This is a genomic window from Psychrobacter sp. P2G3, assembly GCF_001593285.1.
Taxonomy (GTDB): Bacteria; Pseudomonadota; Gammaproteobacteria; order Pseudomonadales; family Moraxellaceae; genus Psychrobacter.
The window spans coordinates 1,354,463-1,375,305 of the sequence record NZ_CP012529.1 but is presented as its reverse complement, the minus strand read 5'-3'; the positions used below and the strand labels follow the sequence as shown (position 1 = coordinate 1,375,305).

16 protein-coding genes are annotated in these 20,843 nt (G+C 42.2%); 6 read left to right on the top strand and 10 right to left on the bottom strand.

From position 1 onward, the window contains the following. Positions 1–70: 70 nt before the first annotated feature. Positions 71–622, top strand: coding sequence for a peptidoglycan-associated lipoprotein Pal (gene pal, locus AK823_RS05765; RefSeq protein ID WP_068035354.1), 552 nt, complete (start codon positions 71–73; stop codon positions 620–622). Positions 623–831: 209 nt separating this feature from the next. Beyond that, a complete protein-coding gene (locus AK823_RS05760; RefSeq protein ID WP_068327185.1) occupies positions 832–1,575 on the top strand; it encodes a 4'-phosphopantetheinyl transferase superfamily protein in 744 nt (247 codons plus the stop codon). A 132-nt stretch (positions 1,576–1,707) separates the two neighbouring features. Here AK823_RS05760 and AK823_RS05755 read toward each other — a convergent pair whose 3' ends face one another. After that, positions 1,708–2,607 (bottom strand): hypothetical protein, encoded by a 900-nt coding sequence (locus tag AK823_RS05755; RefSeq protein WP_068327182.1) that lies wholly within the window; start codon positions 2,605–2,607, stop codon positions 1,708–1,710. 561 nt (positions 2,608–3,168) lie between these two features. Here AK823_RS05755 and AK823_RS05750 point away from each other — a divergent pair. Beyond that, the gene (locus AK823_RS05750) at positions 3,169–3,927 is read left to right on the top strand and encodes an IclR family transcriptional regulator (protein ID WP_068327178.1); all 759 of its coding nucleotides are present in this window, start codon (positions 3,169–3,171) and stop codon (positions 3,925–3,927) included. A 189-nt stretch (positions 3,928–4,116) separates the two neighbouring features. Here AK823_RS05750 and mmsB read toward each other — a convergent pair whose 3' ends face one another. The 9 genes from mmsB to AK823_RS05705 all read right to left on the bottom strand — a co-directional run bounded on the left by mmsB (position 4,117) and on the right by AK823_RS05705 (position 17,565). Then, on the bottom strand, positions 4,117–5,076 hold the full coding sequence (gene mmsB / locus AK823_RS05745) for a 3-hydroxyisobutyrate dehydrogenase (protein WP_068327175.1): 960 nt from the start codon (positions 5,074–5,076) through the stop codon (positions 4,117–4,119). 101 nt (positions 5,077–5,177) lie between these two features. Further along, positions 5,178–6,446 carry an enoyl-CoA hydratase/isomerase family protein gene (locus AK823_RS05740; RefSeq protein ID WP_082785651.1) on the bottom strand — a complete coding sequence of 423 codons (1,269 nt, stop codon included), beginning with the start codon at positions 6,444–6,446 and terminating at the stop codon, positions 5,178–5,180. Positions 6,447–6,504: 58 nt separating this feature from the next. Beyond that, positions 6,505–7,287 (bottom strand): enoyl-CoA hydratase, encoded by a 783-nt coding sequence (locus AK823_RS05735; RefSeq protein ID WP_068327171.1) that lies wholly within the window; start codon positions 7,285–7,287, stop codon positions 6,505–6,507. 118 nt (positions 7,288–7,405) lie between these two features. Beyond that, positions 7,406–8,566, bottom strand: a complete 1,161-nt coding sequence (locus tag AK823_RS05730; RefSeq protein WP_068327168.1) for an acyl-CoA dehydrogenase family protein — start codon at positions 8,564–8,566, stop codon at positions 7,406–7,408. 176 nt (positions 8,567–8,742) lie between these two features. Further along, positions 8,743–10,227 (bottom strand): CoA-acylating methylmalonate-semialdehyde dehydrogenase, encoded by a 1,485-nt coding sequence (locus tag AK823_RS05725; protein WP_068035338.1) that lies wholly within the window; start codon positions 10,225–10,227, stop codon positions 8,743–8,745. Positions 10,228–10,535: 308 nt separating this feature from the next. Beyond that, on the bottom strand, positions 10,536–12,578 hold the full coding sequence (locus AK823_RS05720) for a propionate--CoA ligase (protein ID WP_068327165.1): 2,043 nt from the start codon (positions 12,576–12,578) through the stop codon (positions 10,536–10,538). 265 nt (positions 12,579–12,843) lie between these two features. Continuing rightward, positions 12,844–14,514, bottom strand: coding sequence for a fatty acid--CoA ligase (locus AK823_RS05715; protein WP_068327162.1), 1,671 nt, complete (start codon positions 14,512–14,514; stop codon positions 12,844–12,846). A 336-nt stretch (positions 14,515–14,850) separates the two neighbouring features. Continuing rightward, positions 14,851–16,044: an MFS transporter gene (locus AK823_RS05710; protein ID WP_068330176.1), complete on the bottom strand. Its 1,194-nt coding sequence runs from the start codon at positions 16,042–16,044 to the stop codon at positions 14,851–14,853. Positions 16,045–16,449: 405 nt separating this feature from the next. Then, positions 16,450–17,565, bottom strand: coding sequence for a hypothetical protein (locus AK823_RS05705; RefSeq protein WP_068327160.1), 1,116 nt, complete (start codon positions 17,563–17,565; stop codon positions 16,450–16,452). A 316-nt stretch (positions 17,566–17,881) separates the two neighbouring features. Between AK823_RS05705 and AK823_RS14345 the strand changes: the two genes are divergently transcribed. From AK823_RS14345 to AK823_RS05690, 3 genes are all read left to right on the top strand, one after another. Continuing rightward, on the top strand, positions 17,882–18,241 hold the full coding sequence (locus AK823_RS14345; protein WP_343286417.1) for a hypothetical protein: 360 nt from the start codon (positions 17,882–17,884) through the stop codon (positions 18,239–18,241). A 466-nt stretch (positions 18,242–18,707) separates the two neighbouring features. Beyond that, a complete protein-coding gene (locus AK823_RS05695) occupies positions 18,708–19,454 on the top strand; it encodes a hypothetical protein (RefSeq protein WP_068327157.1) in 747 nt (248 codons plus the stop codon). 451 nt (positions 19,455–19,905) lie between these two features. Further along, positions 19,906–20,736: a carbonic anhydrase family protein gene (locus AK823_RS05690; RefSeq protein WP_068327154.1), complete on the top strand. Its 831-nt coding sequence runs from the start codon at positions 19,906–19,908 to the stop codon at positions 20,734–20,736. Positions 20,737–20,843 lie beyond the last annotated feature (107 nt).

The following is a 20,843-nucleotide window of genomic DNA, read 5'->3' as shown; positions in this document are numbered from 1 at the left end:
AGTAATTGCCTAGGTTTTACTATAAGCAGTTCAAAAAAAACAAATTTTATTAAAAATTTAGGAGCTCATCATGTCAATTAACTCTACGTTGTCTAACCCTATATCCAATAGCCGTTTTGCTAAAATCGCTGCGCTTGCCCTATTATCAGGTGCTGTCGCAATCACAACTGGTTGTGCTACTAAGCGCGCTACTTCTGAAGTCGTCGTTGCTCCTCTAGGTATCCCAGGTGGTCAAGTCGGTTACACTGGTGCTGTGGTTGTAGACAATTCAAATGCTATTCTTACTGGTGCTGAAAATCTTCAAGCCGTTGTATATTTCGCCTTTGACAGTAGTGAAATTACTTCACAATCTGCTAGCATCTTGAACCAACATGCTAACCTATTAAGCTCAAATCCAGCAGCTGGTGTCGTGATTGCAGGTCACACTGATGAACGCGGTAGCCGTGAATACAACGTTGCTCTAGGCGAGCGCCGTGCACAGGCAGCACGTGATTATCTTGCTGCCCAAGGTGTTTCTGTAAATAACATCCGAGTCATCAGTTATGGCGAAGAGCGTCCTGCTGCGGCTGGTACTACTGAAGAAGCTTATGCACAGAACCGTCGTGCCGAGCTTTCCTACTAAGAGCTATTATATGTAGTTGATAGACTTTATTTAGCATCAAAAAAAGCCCAGCAATATTAATATTGTTGGGCTTTTTAGTTCAGCTAAAATGATGTTAAATTAAGATAATAATAATGGTTACTTTCTCAAGGTTTATATATAGTTGCTATTTATTAATTAACTTTTTATATTTCTTTATAATCGTTTTTAACTTTTGATATAAAAAAATTATGCCAATCCCACATCTTTTTAACATCGAATATACTCAACTTGATCCTATGACATGGTGCGCAGTTGCCGATGTGGGCTCACCTTTACATCTAAGCTTACGGAATAAGCCACCTCTATCATTAGTGTCTAACACTCTACGCGCTCATCCTATTAATTTTACTGATTTTAACTGGCAATACTATACTGCTGAAACATATTTATCAGCACGCAAAAACGCTCTGAATCAACGTCAACAACAACGTCTAGGCGTTCGGTTATTGCTACAAGAGTTACTGACCAAGTTAGAAATAGAGGATACGTTAGACGAAACCCAATACCCTTATCGACTCATTAATAGCAAATACTACGTGTGCTTTAGTCATTCAAGTGATAGTTATGCAAATAATAAGGTTGCTGTAATTATCAGTCGTCAGCGCACTGTGGGTATTGATATAGAAACCAATAAAGTCGATTGGCATGTGGCACAGCGTTTTTATCACTCTAACGAGATTGCTCTGCTACAAACATTGCCCACTACTCAACGTGAAACCACTGCTAAGTTACTTTGGCAGATAAAAGAGAGCTTTATTAAGATTCACCATTATAAGTTGGCGCAAGGATTAGGAATGAACTATGAACATCTCATTCCGAATATTGTTGTCAACTTTGAACAAAATAATTCGCTTCTAACTATTATTGAAGATAATGAGTTAGGCTATCAGATTACATTGTTACTTTCTCACCAGACCGTGGTCATTTTTTAGCATAATTTTGTCAACCTTATCTCTTTACGACTATTTAGTACTTTGGAGCAGACATAAAAAAACGACCCTTTTTAGGGTCGTTTTTTATGCTTTTACTCTTCTTCTAATGACAGTACTTAAACTGTGATTAGATTAGAAGCGGTAAGTTGCACCAAGCTTAACAATTGGCATCCACTCTAACCAATCTTTATCTTCTAGCTCTTTTTCTGCTGCAGCTGCAACATCGTTACCTGTAACAGTAGTAGTACCATTTACTGAAGTAGCTGTGACATCACCATCTGGGTTGCTTGAACGAACAGTGGCATCAGTAGTACCCATATAAGCTGCACCGATTTCACCGAATACACCCCAGTTGTTACCGATGTTAGGACGGAAACCAATAGTACCGTATGGAGCTAGTTTGTTACGATGTTCCATAGTACCTTCTAAAGTACCAGTTTCAGCAGAGTTATAATCGACATTATCAATTCTAAAGTTTGGACCTTCAGCGTTAGCACGGACATCGATATCGTTGTCAGGAACGATGATACCAGCACCAACAGTGAACCAGTTAGACATAGGGCGTAACTGTACACCTAAGTACGGGTTGCTAAAATCAGTATCAACGTCATAGTTTACGTCGTTTGCATCGAAATCACCGCCAAATAAGTCAGCAACATCGCCACCAGCCCAACCAGCTTGTAATTCAGTTTTTTCGTTGATGCTCCATGCTACGTTAGCACCATAACCTAAAGTACCAACTTCAGCACTAACAGATGCTGGGTTAATAGCTGTGTTAAATAAAGTCTTAGTACCACCGAAAATAGCACCAGTAGTGTTACGAATAACACCTGCATCATTATTATAAGCAGCAGGAGCTACTTCAGCTTCATATGCAACGGCTACAGGCTCAGCTTCATACGCAACAGCTACAGGCTCAGCTTCGTATACTACTGCATCATTGTTATCAACAACGATTACAGGCTCAGCTGCTAAAGCAGCAGTTGATGCTAAAACAGCAGCAGAGATTGCAGTTAATTTAATAAGTTTCATGGTTGTTCTCCTAAAGTATGAAATAACTAGCCCAAAAAAACGATTATTTCTGTTCTATTTTAAACAATCGTTTTGTTGAGCAGATTAAAACAATTTTGGCTTCAAAAGTCACCCCTACAAAGGAGCTTTTTATTTGCCATTATGTAAAGATTGCATAGAAATTGTAATAATTACTACACGAACCTGTAAAAAATCGCCCTGCCGTTACACGATACTCTCAAAGTAACTAATCAGTATAAATATATATACCTTAAATAGTAAAAGCTTGCGCAACAGTACTGCAAAGTATGTAACTATGATGTCGTATCCTCTAAAATAACTCAATAAGGGTTATATAGTTTATTACTACTGTTTGTTGTGATTTGTCAGATGATGTATCAATAGTTGCTCTCAAAAAAAGTTTATGATACAGCTCACCTTTCAGTCTTATTTTATTTTATAATCTATATATAGTGTTTATCTGGCTATAGTCTCTTTAACTTTAGTCTCTTTAATTTGTCGATGTGACTAATACTATAACGCCCGACGTTACTTATCATTCATCATTACTGAGCTATCTATATGCCGAAAGTGTCTTCGATTACCCGTGTATTAGAGATTATCGAAACGATATCCTATGCGCCTAAACCTATCTCTCCGCTTGAGCTTTCACAAGAGCTTGATATTCCAAAACCAACCATTCATCGTTTGATTCAAAATTTAGTCGATGAAGGATTTGTAGCGATTGATATTGGTGGTGGTATTATCCCTGGTAAGCGCGTACGCAATCTAAGTGTGGCTTTATGGCAACAGCGGCAGTTCTTTAATGAACGCCAAGTTATTTTGCAAAAGCTAGTAGATGATATTCAAGAAACTTGCGGTATTGGTATCCCTTATCATATGGATATGATCTATACCAATCGCGTCACAACATCATTGCCACTACAGATATACTTACCTGTTGGGGCTAAATCTCCTATGTGGTGTACGGCAACTGGCAAACTGTATCTAAGTCAGCTCTCACCCGCAAGTCGCCGTAAAATGCTAAGTAACTTGCCTTTAAATAAATTTACTAAAAACACCATTGTAGACATTGATGCCCTAAATGCTGAACTTGACCATATTGCCAAGACAGGGGTTGGCGTAGATAATGAAGAATTCATCTCTGAGATGGTAGCGGTATCGGTGCCAATATTGGACAAGAAATCGCGCTATCTAGCATCTTTGTATTTGCATGCACCTACCATACGCGTATCTTTAGATGATCTACTGACACATGTACCAAGATTGCAAACAGCAGCGCAAGACATTCAAGCGTTGGTGTATGAGCTACAAAACTAGAGTCTGTATCATTAAGAAAAAATATGACCGAATACAAAAAAGGTCTGCGCTATTTTTATAGCGCAGACCTTTTTTATACTTTATTTTTGCTAGTGCTATGACAACTAGCAAAAGTACTCTATTTAAAACTGATTAAGAACCTTAAGTGTTAAGAACTTTGAGCATCATGAATTTTAAGCACTTGGAGCCTTAAGACAATACCGAACTATCATGACGCGCCATAATACTAGAAAAGTCTTTATCGCCATTTTCTACTGTATGTGCTTCATAAAGCTCTGTCGCTTTGGCTCCCATTGGAGTTTCAACATCCGTATCTTTAGCGGTTTGCATCGCAAGATTTAAATCTTTTTGCATCAGCTTACTCATAAAGCCGCCTTTATAGCCATTACTAGATGGGACGTTCTCCATCACTTGCGGATAAGGGTTATAGACTTCTAATGTCCAATTACGACCTGAGCTTTGTAGCATAATATCTGATAGTACTTTAGGGTCGAGACCATTTTTTACCCCCAAATTAATCGCCTCTGCCGTTCCCGCCATTAGAATACCTAACAGCATGTTATTACAGATTTTCGCGACTTGTCCGGCACCATGGTCGCCTGCATGAAAGATGTTTTTGCCCATAACGGCTAGTATTGGCTCGGCTTTAGCGAACGCATCAGCGCTGCCACCGACGATAAAGGTTAAACTACCAGCGATAGCACCGCCCGTACCGCCAGAGACTGGCGCATCTAAAAAGTCTATACCAAGCTTACTTGCAGCCTCTGCCACCGTCCTAGCATCAGCTGCCGCGATGGTACTGCTATCAATGACCAATGTACCTTTGGGTAATTCTGCTAGTAAGCCATCAGCCTCATTTTCACCTAGATAGACAGAATGAACGTGCTTGCCCGCAGGCAACATGCTAATAATGACTTGTGCATTGCTCGCAGCATCTTTAGGGCTATTAGCTACACTGGCACCTGCTTGCTGCAAGCGCTGGGTCGCCTCCTCAGACAAGTCATAGACAGAGAGCGTATAACCTGCCTTTAACAAGTTCTCTGCCATCGGTGCGCCCATATTGCCAAGCCCAATGAAGGCTATATTTGGCTTAGCAGTATTGTTATCGATCGCAGCTGTATTGCTTAAACTTGAATCCTTTGTTCCCATCTCATCGCTCCTTGATGATTGCTTATGCAGACAGTGCTACATATGGTATTGCATTATTTAATTTAGATTGTTTATAGTGCTTTATATATAGTTAAAGATACTTAGCGCACAAGCTGGCTGCCTAACGCTTCATCACCCAACCAATCGCCTAAGGGATGCTCGCCTTTAGCATAAGGGTTTACAAAGTGCTGATGTATATATTCCTGCCCTTCGGTGCTGAGACACTCTGCTAATGAACGTGACCATTGTGGATTACGATCTTTGTCAATCAGTAGCGCACGTACGCCTTCTTTAAAGTCAGGATTGGCCGCACAATGCACCGCTACGTTGGCCTCTAAATACAGAACCTGCTCTAGCGATAAGTCCGTGACTTTATGATAAAGCGCGTAGGTCAGAGCGACAGTAACTGGGCAACCTTGACGATAAGTGTCTACTGCCCGCTGCGTCCAGCTGTCTGCTGCAAAGTCTGTATCTAGCTTTGCCAGCGCCTCATCGCGTTGTAGAAGTGCATCAATATCTCCCAGTCCGCCGCTGTTCATCAACTGTTGGATAGGTTTCCAATATGTCGCTAACTTGCTAGCAGGCAATTCGGCTACTGGTTGTGCTGCCAGTGCGCGGCTAACGATACTATGGGCGCTATTGTTGTGACATTTATCGGTGCTACTTGCTGCCACTTGCCAATCGCTCTGTTTTAAACTTTGTATGATGGCCTCGTAATCACTACTGGCAACGGCAGACTCTGCAAGATTAGATAATAAAGCGTCATTGCCGTTACACATCGCACCTGTTAGCCCTAAAAATAAACCTGTTTTAGCTGGCATGCGCTGCAAGAACCAACTGCCAGAGGCATCAGGGAACAGTCCAATAGTCACTTCTGGCATGGCAAAGCGGGTGCGCTCAGTGACCAAACGATGACTACAGCCAGCCATCAAACCCATGCCGCCACCCATAATAATGCCATCGCCCCAGAGGATTAACGGCTTTGGATAAAAATGCATCTGCCGATAAAGACGATACTCATGACCGAAAAACTCTGTCGCATAAGGGTTCGGTAGCGGCGCACTGGTAGACATACTGTCATACAGCTTACGAATATCGCCGCCGGCACAAAACGCCTTATCACCTGCCCCTTTTAATACCAATGCCACTATCTGATCGTCATTTTGCCACTGCTCTAGCTGCTGAGCTAATAACTGACACATCTCAACACTGAGTGCATTGAGAGATTTGGGCGTATTTAACGTCATTATTCCGATAAGATGGCCACACTCTGTCGGCTCGGTATCGAACAATACTGGCGCTTCTTGTGTGATATTTTCTACGGAATTTTGATTATTAGTATCGTCCGTCGCTGTCGTAGCTGCTGTCATAAAAGTAACCTAAAAATTAAAAGGAAAAATATTAGCGCTAAGTCTGATTTAATTTGGCCTATTTATTTTGCCAAGTGGGTTTGCGCTTCTCTAAAAACGCTTGCACGCCTTCGCGCTGATCTTTGGTGTCGAACAACTTAACAAAAGCTTCGCGCTCATGGATAAGGTTCTGTGCAGGCGGGGTGTTTCTTGCCGCTTGGATAAGCTGTTTAGAATAACTGACGGCAACGGGTGATTGCTTAGCGACTTTTTGCGCTAAGGCTTGCGCCGCTAATAAACCGCCACCTTTTGCCGTAACTTCTTCGACTAAGCCAATGCGTAATGCTGTCTCGGCATCGACGCGCTCGCCGCACAATATCATACGCTTTGCCCAGCCTTCACCGACCAGTAAAGGCAGATTCTGCGTACCGCCCGCGCATGGCAATAAGCCCACCCCGGTCTCTGGTAAGGCCATCTGTGCATGCGCTTCTGCGATACGGATATCACAGGCCAGCGCGCACTCAAGTCCACCGCCCATCGCATAGCCGTTGATGACTGCGATACTGACACCGCGATACGCTGATAGCGCTTCAAAAGCTTCACCAAAAGCAATGGCCATGCTGATTGCTTGGCCTTTATCACCGTCTGAAAAATTATTTAAATCCGCACCTGCTGAAAAGAATTTCTCACCATCGCCATGGATAATTAAGGCATAAACATCATCATTCGCATTCAGGTCAGTAATCAGCTGCTTGAGGGCCGGCAGACTGTCCATCGTCCACGTGTGAGCTGGTGGGTTATTCAATGTCACGGTAGCAATATGACCGTCAATTGATAACTTGAGATTGGTATAATCCGTCATAAATAATCCTTTATTTTATCGGAATTTGGTACGATTTATTGGTGAGACGCTAGGTAAAATAGCCATAGAAAACCATAGCGAACTTAAAATATTGCCATAAAATAGTTGCGTACTTCGATTAACGCAATTGACTCAATGCATTATCCTGCATGAGCTGACGCGAGACAATCACTCGCATAATCTCGTTGGTGCCTTCCAAAATCTGATGGACACGCAAGTCTCGTACATGTCGCTCTAGCGGATACTCATTTAGATAACCATAGCCACCATGTAGCTGTAAGGCCTCATTGGCAACATCGAAACAAAGATCAGTGGAAAGACGCTTCGCCATCGCACAGTAGGTAGAAGCTTGCCCATCATTGTTATCGACTTTATTAGCCGCTAGATACAGCATTTGCCGCGCGGTAACTGTTTGAGTGAGCATATCCGCAAGTTTAAACTGTACTGACTGTAAGCTGGCAATCGGGCTACCAAATTGACTGCGCTCTTGGACGTAATTAGTCGCTGTCTCTAGCGCTGACTGCGCCGTACCTACCGCACAGATACCGATATTGATACGACCGCCATCTAAGCCTTTCATCGCAATACGAAAGCCTTGGCCTTCCTCGCCGATTAAATTTTCTGTTGGCACTTTAACGTCTTTAAAGCTAATAGCACGCGTTGGTTGCGCTTTCCAACCCATTTTATGCTCGTTTTTACCATACTCAATACCATCGCTGTCAGCGTCTACTACAAATGCTGAAACCCCTTTTGGGCCTGCACCGCCTGTACGCGCCATAACCACTAAGACATCGGTCGAGCCTGCGCCTGAGATAAAGGTTTTTTCGCCATTGAGTACATAATAGTCGCCTTGCTTGTCGGCTTTGGTACGTAATGAAGCCGCATCAGAACCAGCATTCGGCTCAGTTAAGCAATAACTACCAAGCCATTCACCACTGACCATATTGGGCAAATACTTTTTACATAAGGCATCACTACCATACTCACCGATCATCCAGCCCGCCATATTATGAATACTCATATAAGCAGCGACTGCCGTATCACCCCATGCCAGCTCCTCAAATACCATTGCAGAGTCTAAGCGCGGTAGCCCTAAGCCATCATATTCTGGATTGGTATATAACCCTAAAAATCCAAGCTCGCCTGATTTTTTGATGACATCGATTGGGAAATGTGAGGTACGATCCCACTCAGCCGCGTTCGGCTTTAGCTCTTTTTGGGCAAATTGCCGAGCGGTTTGGCGAAAAGCAATTTGGTCTTCCGTTAATGAGAAATCCATAAGATCATCCTTGTGCTTGCAAAGCAAATATGGTGAAGAAAGTTTGGTAAGTCATCAATCCAACATCGTTTATACAGTATAGCAGCGACATAACGACATTCACAAAATTATGCTCTACTAGTAAAGCACATATTAAGTAAGATTGACGCTATATCGCAAACATAGTGAATGAACGATTAAATTGAAATAGTGGTGTTGACTCCGCGACTTGCTTCATCATCAAACCAGCGTGCAGTCACCGTTTTAGTCTGAGTATAGAACTGTACTGCCTGCTTACCATAAGGACCGAGATCGCCAAGCTTACTAGCACGTGAACCTGAGAATGAGAACATCGGTAGTGGCACAGGAATTGGCAAGTTAATACCGATTTGACCGACCTGAATATCTTGTTGGAATTTATGCGCGGCCGCTCCCGACTGAGTAAAAATAGCCGTGCCATTACCATGTGGATTGGCATTAAGCATCTCAATTGCCTCATCAAGGCTAGCTGCACGCATAATACAAAGTACTGGACCGAAGATTTCTTGCTGATAAATTTGCATATCACTTGTGACATTATCAAAGATAGTCGGTCCTACGAAGTTGCCTTTCTCATAGCCTTCTACGGTAATACCACGACCATCAAGAATCAAGCTAGCCCCTTCTTCTACACCAGTATCAATGAGATGCTCAACACGGGCTTTTGCAGCAGGAGAAATCAGTGGACCTAAGTCTTTATCATGCTTACCTGCTGATACGACTAAGCCTGTTGCTTTGGCTTTGATATCATCAATCCACTCACCTGCTGCACCGACTAGCACCACGACTGACAGCGCCATACAACGTTGACCGGCAGCACCAAATGCAGCGCCTGCTAGCTGATTGAGCGTTTGTTCTTTATTGGCATCAGGCAAGATAACGCCATGGTTTTTGGCGCCCATCATGCACTGGGCACGTTTGCCAGATTTACTAGCGCGCTCGTAGACATGCTTACCAACAGCGGTAGAACCAACAAATGAAACCGCTTTGATATCTGGGTGATCACAAATGGCATCAACGGTGGCCTTGCCACCATGCACCACGTTGAGCACACCTTCAGGCACGCCCGCTTCGACTGCCAACTCAACCAAACGCATGGTAACCATTGGGTCTTGTTCAGAAGGCTTTAAGATAAAAGTATTACCCGTAGCAATCGCCATTGGAAACATCCATAGCGGAATCATCGCTGGGAAGTTAAACGGGGTGATACCAGCACAGACACCTAGTGGCTGCCAGATACTATACGTATCAACGCCTGAGGCGACATTTTCAACAAAATCACCAATCTGTAAGTTAGCAATACCCGCTGCATGCTCGACCACTTCTAAACCACGGAATACATCCCCGCGAGCATCAGCAATGGTTTTGCCTTGTTCAGCAGTTAAGATTCCTGCTAGCTCATCCATATGCTCACGTATGAGCGCTTGATATCTTAAAAAGATTCGCGCACGCGTGGTAATTGGGGTCTTGCGCCATGTTTGAAAAGCCGTCTGGGCGGCAGCGACGGCTTGATTGATCTCATCGTCAGTGGTTTGCGGGACTTTAGCGATGACTTCTTGCGTGGCTGGATCAGTGATATCGAGCCATTCGCTAGTCGTTGATTTGGTAAATTGACCATTGATGAGCTGCTGGACGTGGTGCATAAGATATCCTTATCTTGTTTGCGAGACTGCCGTTAAGCAGCGTCTGTATTTATTAAGAGTGTCAAAATCGATGTTTTAATATTAATGAAAATTTATTTTAAAATGATTTATTTCGTATCGTTATTGACTATAACAATAAATCAATTTTAGGGTCAAGTGCTTTGTTGAAATTTTGGTAACGTTAGCTATCAGCGTTGATATATAGAACAGTTGAGTAAACAAAAAAGCCCATGACGATTCATGAGCTTTTGTGCAATATTCAGATAATTATTCACAACTAGCGAATACGGATTAACCTTTCATATTAATCAATAATCTTTCATAGACTGCTTAATGGCATCAATGGCAGTTGGATTATCAAGTGTTGACATATCACCGGTAGGTTTGTTCTCTGCTAATGCGCGAATAGCACGGCGTAGGATTTTGCCAGAGCGAGTCTTTGGTAGTGCTTGCGGGAAGTAAATCGCCGCAGGTCTGGCGATACCACCAAGGGACTTCACAACGGCACCGATTACTTGCTGCTCAAGACGGAAGCGGTTTTCGGTAGTCGCTACTTGCTCATGATCTTTTAGCACACAAAAAGCGATGGGCAATTCGCCTTTTAACTCATCCTGAATACCTACGACTGCACACTCCGCCATCTCTGGATGAGTACTAATAGCTTCTTCAATCTCTTGAGTACCAAGTCTGTGCCCAGCTACATTAATCACATCATCGGTACGACCAAGAATATAGAAGTACCCATCTTCATCGGTTACAGCATAGTCTGAAGTTGAATATTGCTTACCATCAAACAGCCCAAAATAGCTGCTGATAAAGCGCTCATCATTACGCCATACAGTCGTGAGACAACCCGGCGGCAATGGTGCGCTAATGGCTAATAGACCTTTTTCTCCAGCAGCGCAAGGCTCTCCTGTTTCCTCATTGATAACATGCGCATCATAGCCATACATTGGATAACCAGGCGAGCCTTGTTTGTGCGGTTTATGATCAAACTTTGGGGTATTGCTTAGGATGGGCCAGCCGGATTCTGTTTGCCAATAATGATCTAAAATTGGCACACCTAAATGCTGAGTAAGCCAATTGGCCGTTGACTCATCAAGTGGTTCGCCTGCCAAAAAGAATGACTTCACGCTTGAGACGTCGTAGCGCGTCATCCAAGTCTCATCTTGCTTTTTGAGCATACGCACACCGGTCGGTGCAGTAAATAGAATGTTAACTTTGTTGGCTTCTACGATACGCCACCAGATACCTGGATTTGGTAGATGTGGTAAGCCTTCATACATCACGCTCGTCATGCCAGCCAGCAATGGCGCATAAATCGTATAAGAGTGTCCAACCGCCCAGCCAATATCTGATATCGCCCAAAAGGTCTCGCCTGCCTTGCCATCGTAGATATAATCCATCGAGGTAGTGAGTGCTACTGCATGACCGCCCGTATCACGTTGCACGCCTTTTGGCGTACCCGTAGTACCAGAAGTATAGAGCAGATACGATGGCGTGTTTGACTCAAGCCAAACTGGCTCTACCACAGCATTGGCCTCGCAGCTGATGCGGCGCTGAGTCGCATAATCCACATCAATAGCTTGCGGCTCAAACGGCAACACGCCGCGATTGACTACTAGCACGTGTTCAGGTTTTACGCTCGCCTGCTCGACCCCTTGATTCACAAGGTTTTTATAATTAACCACCTTGCCACCGCGCAGGCCAGCATCGACTGTGATGACCATTTTTGCCTCGGCATCATCCATGCGAATAGCTAAGTTGTGCGCGGCAAAACCACCAAATACGACCGAATGTACCGCACCGATACGAGCGCAGGCCAGCATGGCATAAGCGGCCTCTAAAATCATCGGCATATAAATGATAACGCGATCGCCCTTCTCGATACCATGACGCTGCAGCACATCTGCAAAGTAATTAACTTCTTTATATAAGTCATTATAGGTTAGGCGACGTTTGGTATAGTCAGTATAAAACTCAACGTTATTGCCCAAATCTTTAAACGCGTCAATCACTGCTGGATAAGTCTCTGTTAACTCTTGATTGATCTCTGATGAGAGCCAAATAAAAGCATCTTGCTCAGCACGTTCTGGAAGATGACGATCTACACAGTTATAACAAAGGTTAGTTTCACCACCAACGAACCATCTAGCAAAAGGCAGATTACTATCGTCAAGGATTTGCTCAGGCTCTTTATGCCAGTAGATACGCTTTGCTTGCTCTGCCCAAAACTGCTCCCGATCATTGATTGAAGCGTTATAGATATCAGCAAAGGTGGCATTCTGCGTAGAGGTGACGGTGTCTTTGGAGGCTTGGTTAGAAGCTAAATTGTTGGCTTGCTCGCTCATAATGGCTATCCTTAGCGTAAACGAAATGTGATGCAATACGACTATATATACTATATGAAATAGCAAATGAAGTTTGAATAGTCGCTTTATATATTATAAGTACAATATAGCAAATTTATATAATAGCTTAAGTATTGTTGCTCTGGCTTTCCCTGCTAGAACCAAAAAACCGATACGTTATGTATCGGTTTAAAATGTAGCAGAGCTAGTAATAAAGGTCAACTGTTTAGCACATAAACTGCAATATGATTACAGTGAAGATTAATTACACTTGCGTCTGATTGGCATACATCTCTCGCATTACCTTTTTATCATGCTTGCCAACAGAGGTTTTAGGCAGCTCATCAACAAACTTAAAATCACTTGGTACACCATATTTGGGGATAATACCTTTACTGACTGCCTGCTCTGCAATGGCAATAATATCTTCAGCGCTGGTGTCTTGTTTATTTGGCTTTAGCACCACTAGTGCTAATGGGCGCTCACCCCACTGTTTATCATGGACACCAATTACTGACACGTCCGCTACCGCTGGATGCAACGATAAAATAGTCTCAATCTCTAATGATGAGATCCATTCGCCGCCAGACTTGATAACGTCTTTGAGACGATCGGTAATTTTGATATAACCGTCAGGTCTAATATAGGCAATATCTTGAGTATGCATATAGCCGTTTTCCCATAGCTCTTTACCCGCATCATCATTTTTTAGATAGCTTTGGGTCAACCATGGGGCACGCAGTACCAACTCGCCAGTGTTCTCTTTACCGACGCCTACCGACTCATTATCTGTACTCCAGACTTGCGCATCGACCATCAATACTGGCTTACCTGTCATACAGCGACGGCTAATATCTTCATCTTCAGTCATCTCAGGCTCATCAACACTAAAGTCAGTTAAGCTAATCAATGGTGCAGTTTCTGACATTCCGTAACCTGTATATACCTCAATATCTTGTGCCAATGCCGACTTAGCCAAGCCTTCAGTTAACCTTGAACCACCAATGATCATTTTTAAACCATTAAAGCTGACATCACGATCTTGTGCTTCTTTAAGTACCATTTGCAATATCGTTGGCACGCAGTGGGTGATACTTACCTTTTCATTAATAATTAAATCCAGCAAAGTATCAGGGGCGTAGCGACCTGGGTAGACTTGTTTTAAGCCAATCATAGTAGCCGTAAACGGAAAGCCCCATGCATGAACATGAAACATCGGGGTCATCGGCATATAGACATCACCGTAGCTGACGCCTTGTTTGTTAGGTAGCATACCTAGTGACGCTGCTTCTGCTAAGCTATGTAACACCAATTGGCGATGGCTAAAGAACACGCCTTTTGGATCACCTGTCGTTCCTGAAGTATAGAAGGTTGTGGCAATAGTGTTTTCATCAAAATCCGGAAAATCAAAGTTCGTGTCAGCTGCTTCTAATAACGCTTCATACTCACCGATAACGCGACCTTGGTTACCACCAAAAACGCCTTCAACCGTCATGCCATTATCATCAAGCCAAATAATATGCTCAATACTTGAGTTCTCAAACTGATAATCTTTAACCAAAGCTGCGAACTCAGAGTTCAGCATTAATACTTTTGGCTTAGCATGATTAATAGTGTAAAGCACCTTTTCAGGCGACAGGCGAATATTGACCGTCTGCAAAATATACTGCGACATAGGCACAGAAAAGTACGATTCAAGGTAACGATGACTATCCCAATCCATCACTGCTACCACATCCCCAGCATCGAGATTTAAGCCCGCTAAGACATTGGCTAAACGGTTAATGCGGGTAAATAAATCTTTATAAGTTAAGCGTTTTTTGTCCGCATAAATAATTTCTTGATCTAATGATACTGTTTTGGCGCGGTTTAATAGTTGTTTGATCAGTAGTGGAAACTCGTAGGCTGACGGGGCGCTGTTATAAATATTTGACATGTATCGGACTTCCTTGTTTGTCGTTTTTGTGAATTCTCATTTTCGTAAATTATGAATAAATATAAATAAGGCATAGGCAATTAAATTTTTAATAATTTTGTTTTTACTTAGAAGCAAGCCATTATTTTAATAAGCGAGGTTAACGCCGCAACTCTTTTATAGTAGATTGACTATAAGTTGCCTTTTAACAGGGTGCTTATTGATAGTAAGAAAAAACCAGTCCTATGTAAAGCGCGCGCACGTAAGCGTGACAACACTCAGCATTCGAGGATAATGATTCCACTACTTACCACATTGTGTTAGCTGATATTTATCTTGAATAGTACGAGACTTAACTTAAGCAGTACGAGCTTTGGTTTTAATCATGCCAAAACTTGCTACCAATAACGCTAAAACCTGCACAATTAACAACAGCCATACTGTCAGCGTCCACGCCCCACGTGCATAGGCAATTCCGCATAGCCATGCACCCATTGTCCCGCCTGCGTAATAGCCCATATAGTATAAACCAGAGGCCAATGAGCGCCCCTTTTTGACGTTGACTGCAATATAACTAATGGTCGCAGCTTGGGTGATAAAGACCCCAGATGACATGATCGCTAGCCCAATAATCACACCCCATAACGGCGTCACTAAGGTCAATAGCACCCCTACCATCGATACCATTACTGCCACTCGTACCGTACGCGCTGCGCCAAATCGGCGCAATAGTGTCGTCGATAATGGGGTAATGACTACGCCTATTAAATACACAGCAAAGATATTGGCAAGTTGTCCAGTACCTAGCTCATATGGAGTCTTGGCCAGATGTAAATTGATAAAGGTAAAGCAGCCCACCAAAGAAAACAGTACGCAAGCACCGAGCAAGCAAGCCGTAACCACATAACGGTTCGTCAGATGTTCGCCCAACGTCTGCATAGCGGATCGAAAGTTTGGATTGGCTTCAAAACAACGTGAGGTTGGTAGCATTTTACCTACCCATACTGCCCCTATCAGCGTCATCGCCGCCATCACATAATAACCATAACGCCAGCCGATAAGCTCATGCAAATGCCCAAGCAGAAAACGTCCTAAAAAGCCACCAAGTACTGAACCTGAAACGTAAAATGACATCAGTTCAGTAACTGCCCGTCCCTCAAACTCTTCACCAATATAAGCAATCGTCACTACGGTAATACCGGGCACGGACAAGCCCTGCATAAAGCGCCACAGACCCATCCAGCCAATACTCGGACTTTGCGCAATGAGCGCTGTCGGTATCGCTAAAAATAATAACGCTCCGACTATAAATGATTTGCGCCCTACTGCATCGGACAACATTCCTAAAAATGGTGACATGATAGCAATCGCCATCACTGTCGCGCCAACGACCATGCCTGCTTGGACCTCAGTCGCAGCAAAGTCTACCATCAGTACAGGTAACACTGCTTGGATTGAATACACCTGCAAAAAAGCAAACATGCCAATCAAGCCAATGGTTAGTTTTAAAACCCATGAAGGTGAATTAGATTGAGGAGCATAGGTAGTCAATGATTTTGCAGAGACAGTTGAATTCGCGCTATCTTGCGGTGTGTTATTAATTGAGGCGTTATCTGGTGTGTGATTCACAAAGTTACTGACTATGTTATACGCGATTGATATCGGCGTGGGTGGTAGGAACAGGCTGTAAATATATAAATATAAAGGCCTAAATTTATAGTCATAATGACAAGCGCATCATGGTAGCACACTAAAAGTTGGGCTTAAGATGCAAAATGTTATGTAAGTTTGGTATTGGTTATCAAGCTTAAACGTTAAGAATAATTATGAGAGCTGAATCATAGAGTAATCATAATACTTTTAATCAAAGCTGCAACTTTTTGACCAACACGATTTATAATCTTAAGACACAAAAAAAGCCGCTTAAGGCAGCTTATATTGATTAGAACTATAATTTTAGTACCCAGGAACATCGATAACTTTTACATTACTTTTCTTATCTAAAAGCAAATTTACGGGCTTATTTAAGAATGTACGGACAGTTGGGGCTTTAGATTTAGCCGATGACTTATCAGCTGTTGTGCGCACATTATTAACGACCGTGCCAGAAGATAATCTAATAGCAAATGTTAGGTTTCGATCATCAATAACAACATCGTTAAAGGATGAGTTTTTAAGTAATAGCTCGCGACCGCTAGCAATTGCCATGGCTCTGTTTTGATGATAGGTTCTTTCAAAGTGAATATTACTAAACTCTTTCAATTTTCCATCAGCTTTAAGGCGTACATAGGCAGATCCAGTAGCTGTACCAGACTTAATAAAATCACAGTCTTCAAAGTGCACACCCAAATCATTTGAATTGCCTATATTGGTATCTTGAAATATAACTTGGTTATTGCCATAACGTTTACCAGCATTTTCAAAAACTACCTCTTTAAAGACAATATCTCGGTACCTATCGCTGGTAGTATTTGGCTCACAATCAAATAAATATATACCGCTTCTTAATTTACCTTGTCCGGCAGAAAAATTATTATCTAAACGCACTTTACCCCGTATAAATTTAAAGCCTTGTCCTGCAATAATAGATACTGGGTTACGAGCAGTGGAGTCGCATAAAAAGTCCTGCGCCTCAAAATCGATTTTTCCGTCATATTTAAGATAAATACCATCATAGCGCGCGCCACTTGTCTTGAAGTTACGCAGGCGAGACCCACGTTCTTGAATGCGAATACAGTGCAAAGCCTTAGTATTATTCTTGGTGCCATTTCTATTAGATGTCAGTTCATCACGTAAAGTTTGACCACGTATATCAAAGCCATCTAAGACAAAGTTTATGCCGCCTGCCTGTACATCAACGACAGTAGAAGAGCCTGCAGCACGTAGTATGGTATTACCATCACTAAACAGCTCGATATTGGGACTATTAATCACCAAACTACATGGATAATCTCCATTTGGGAATATAATCCGAGCGCCGCCGATAGACTTGGCATAGTCTACAGCAGCTTGAGGTGACTTATAATCTCTAATATATATCTTTCTAAGATTTGAATCTGATGATATAGGCATTTGTTTAACTATATTCGTTTAGGTAGATGCTTTATAACAATTACAGATGCATACTGTCAAGCATTGCCTATTAAATGTTTTGATACATTATTGCCCTTTCATTGAAATCACTTATCCATTGTTAGAACCGTATTATGTTCTGTTTTAGTTGCCCAATCAGCATCAGTCTAAATTATCTATACATTCCACATCGCTTTTATAACAGACTTTAATAAATTCGCAGTTCATAATTTTCAAAAACAACTGTGACAGCAGCTATAGTCTCCAGTTTTAAACAACTATTTGATCAAGTATTAATCAACAGGAAATAACAACTATGGAAGATAAGATTTATGACTTAGGGTCAGGATTTTGGAGTATCAGAGGCTCATTTATTAAAAATGGCATACTAGACATAGGTGTTCAATGTGCCTTGGTAAAACTGTCATCTGGTCGTTTTATTTTCTTAGACAGCTACACTCTGACGGATGACGTGCGCGAGCAAGTAATGGCACTAACCAATGATGGTCAAGATGTCGAAGCGGTGTTGAACGTGCATCCCTTTCATACTGTTCATTGTGAGCAGATGGCAAAAGACTTTCCGCAAGCGACCTTTTACGGTAGCCGTCGCCATCCCAAGCAGGCTCCTAACGTGCAATGGAGTAACGATTTGGTTGAAAGTGACGCTGTCGCTTAACGTTATCCCGAGCTTGAACTTTCTTTACCCAAAGGTATTTATTACATCGCACCTGATGAGAGTGTTCATGCCAGCTCACTTCTGGTATTCCATCCAGCCAGTCTGAGTATCTATGTTGATGATACTTTTGAGATTCCACCTTCGAAGTTAATTAATACTGTACAAGCTGACTTAGGCTTACACCCAACAACTTTAAAAGCACTTAAAGATGAGCCTAATGCGGGTAAAGAGTATTGCGATTGGGCAACTCAGCTGGCGCATAAGTGGCGTGAGGTACGCAATTTTTGTGGCGCGCCTTCAGGTTTGGTCGAGTTTGAAGAAGACAGATTTGAGGCAGCTCTACTCTCTGCCATCGATAAAGCGCGTCCTGAGCTTGAAGCATAGTATGCTTTAACTACTCAACTTTTCGATTCAAATTTTTAATTTACTATTTTTACAAATTATCCATTATTAAGGAATATTGCTAATGGCAGATAAAATTTATGATTTAGGGGCAGGATTTTGGAATATACGCGGGTCATTCCGATTGGGAGGGGTGCTTGATATAGGCACTCAATGCTCGCTCGTGCAATTAGAGTCAGGCAAGTTTATTTTTTTAGATAGCTATAAGCTGACGGATGATGTCCGAGATAAAGTCATGGCATTGACTAATGACGGTCAAGATGTAGAGGCAGTGTTAAATCTTCATCCTTTCCATACGGTGCATTGCGTCCAAATGGCAAAAGACTTTCCGCAAGCCGAATTTTACGGCAGTAGCCGTCATCATGAACAAATACCTGAGATATCATGGGCAGATGATTTGGTCGAAAGCGATGCAGTCGCCAAGCGTTATCCGGAGCTTGAATTCTCCTTATCTCAGGGGGTCTACTATATCTCGCCTAATGAAAAAATTCATGCAGGTTCGCTATTGGCTTATCATCCTGCTAGCAGAAGCTTACACGTTGACGATACTTTTATGAGTCCACCGGCAAAGCTTCTTGAAGCAGTCTTACCTGAGCTACTATTACATCCTACTACCAAGCAAGCGCTTAAAGATGAGCCAGATGCAGGTAAACAGTATTGCAACTGGGCAACCGAGCTTGCGCATCAATGGCGCGAAACTCATAACTTCTGTGCTGCCCATTCAAGCTTGATTAAGTTTGAAATTGGTGGATTTGAAAAGGCACTATTAAAAGCTATTGAAAAAGCGCGCCCTAAGCTTGAAAAAGCGTAATTCTTTAAAAGTTAAAAGATAAAGCTAGAAAAGAAGCTGCCATCTTGGTGGCTTCTTTGATTTTACTACTCTGAGAAATAACTGCGTAAGTTCATCTTTTAAAGAGAAAATCTCTTAAAATTTTCCAAAAACTGTTTATTACACATTAATATTTTTCTGTAATCGTAATTTGCTAAATAAATACCGTTCTGTTATAAACCCTTCTTACAAATATATTCTTATTAACGAATAGTGTTAAATTTATTAATTATTCATTTAACCATATTTTAATAAATCTGTTTTATAGCCAATTGATAATAATGTTGATATAAATAAACTAAGTGCAAGCTATAGCCCATATCAAATAAAAGTGTGATGTGTTTTATCTGCGCGCGAGGCTGACAGAAGCCGTATCGATTTTATTTTGAACGAACTATAACACTATCGTTTTAACCATATTAAGGACTGTAATATGAATCGTCATTATTTAGCGACTGCTATCTTGGCAGTAAGCACCCTAGGTTTTTCTGCCTGTACCTCTAATCAGCAAGCTTTGAAAGATCAGCCTACTGATGCCAATGCGACCGTAGTGGCAGCGCAAGATAATAATAGCGTCCATCATCCTAAATGGTCATATGTAGGCAATACAGGCCCCGAATATTGGGGTGACGTCGAAGGTGCTAACGCTTGCAAAATTGGCAAACAGCAATCGCCTATCAATATTACAAACGTTACCGCCAGTAGTGCAGCCGCTCCTGTCATTAACTATAACCAATCTACCGATGTCCGCATTCATGATAATGGTCATACTGTCGTCTACACACCAACGACCGAAGACAATACAATTCAGTTAGACAATAAGCGCTATGTGCTCAAGCAATTCCATTACCATACCCCAAGCGAGCATCAATTCGGTAGTCAGAACTATCCAGGCGAAATTCATTTTGTTCATGCCAATAGTGAAGGCAATCTTGCTGTAATGGGTATTATGCTGCAAATTGGTGAAGCCAATGATGTGCTACGCGTATTGCTAAACGGCACTAAAATCACTACCTTAAACGATGATGAATTCACAGCCAATAAAGTTGATTTGTCTGCTTTAGCACCTGTAATGCCTACTTTCTATCATTATAGTGGCTCGCTAACGACACCACCTTGTTCAGAACAAGTCCAATGGTATGTCAGTAAGCAACCTCTGACCCTTGCTAGCGATCAGTTTGATATTATGTCTGATCTGTACGAAGGTAATAACCGCCCTATTCAGCCACAAGGCTCGCGTAAGGTAGAGCAGCTTAGCAACTAATAGCCAATAACAAGTATTAGTAGTATTCAGAAAGTCTATTGTTTGAGTACTACTAAACTTGAATGATAAAAATCTAGGCTCAAAACCAGCAATATAGTGGATTTACT

What these genes read in the sequence shown, in the direction of transcription:
- pal (WP_068035354.1), top strand. Translation starts at nt 71, where the DNA reads ATGTCAATTAACTCTACGTTGTCTAACCCTATATCCAATAGCCGTTTT.
- AK823_RS05760 (WP_068327185.1), top strand. Translation starts at nt 832, where the DNA reads ATGCCAATCCCACATCTTTTTAACATCGAATATACTCAACTTGATCCT.
- AK823_RS05755 (WP_068327182.1), bottom strand. Translation starts at nt 2,607, where the DNA reads ATGAAACTTATTAAATTAACTGCAATCTCTGCTGCTGTTTTAGCATCA.
- AK823_RS05750 (WP_068327178.1), top strand. Translation starts at nt 3,169, where the DNA reads ATGCCGAAAGTGTCTTCGATTACCCGTGTATTAGAGATTATCGAAACG.
- mmsB (WP_068327175.1), bottom strand. Translation starts at nt 5,076, where the DNA reads ATGGGAACAAAGGATTCAAGTTTAAGCAATACAGCTGCGATCGATAAC.
- AK823_RS05740 (WP_082785651.1), bottom strand. Translation starts at nt 6,446, where the DNA reads ATGACAGCAGCTACGACAGCGACGGACGATACTAATAATCAAAATTCC.
- AK823_RS05735 (WP_068327171.1), bottom strand. Translation starts at nt 7,287, where the DNA reads ATGACGGATTATACCAATCTCAAGTTATCAATTGACGGTCATATTGCT.
- AK823_RS05730 (WP_068327168.1), bottom strand. Translation starts at nt 8,566, where the DNA reads ATGGATTTCTCATTAACGGAAGACCAAATTGCTTTTCGCCAAACCGCT.
- AK823_RS05725 (WP_068035338.1), bottom strand. Translation starts at nt 10,227, where the DNA reads ATGCACCACGTCCAGCAGCTCATCAATGGTCAATTTACCAAATCAACG.
- AK823_RS05720 (WP_068327165.1), bottom strand. Translation starts at nt 12,578, where the DNA reads ATGAGCGAGCAAGCCAACAATTTAGCTTCTAACCAAGCCTCCAAAGAC.
- AK823_RS05715 (WP_068327162.1), bottom strand. Translation starts at nt 14,514, where the DNA reads ATGTCAAATATTTATAACAGCGCCCCGTCAGCCTACGAGTTTCCACTA.
- AK823_RS05705 (WP_068327160.1), bottom strand. Translation starts at nt 17,565, where the DNA reads ATGCCTATATCATCAGATTCAAATCTTAGAAAGATATATATTAGAGAT.
- AK823_RS14345 (WP_343286417.1), top strand. Translation starts at nt 17,882, where the DNA reads ATGGAAGATAAGATTTATGACTTAGGGTCAGGATTTTGGAGTATCAGA.
- AK823_RS05695 (WP_068327157.1), top strand. Translation starts at nt 18,708, where the DNA reads ATGGCAGATAAAATTTATGATTTAGGGGCAGGATTTTGGAATATACGC.
- AK823_RS05690 (WP_068327154.1), top strand. Translation starts at nt 19,906, where the DNA reads ATGAATCGTCATTATTTAGCGACTGCTATCTTGGCAGTAAGCACCCTA.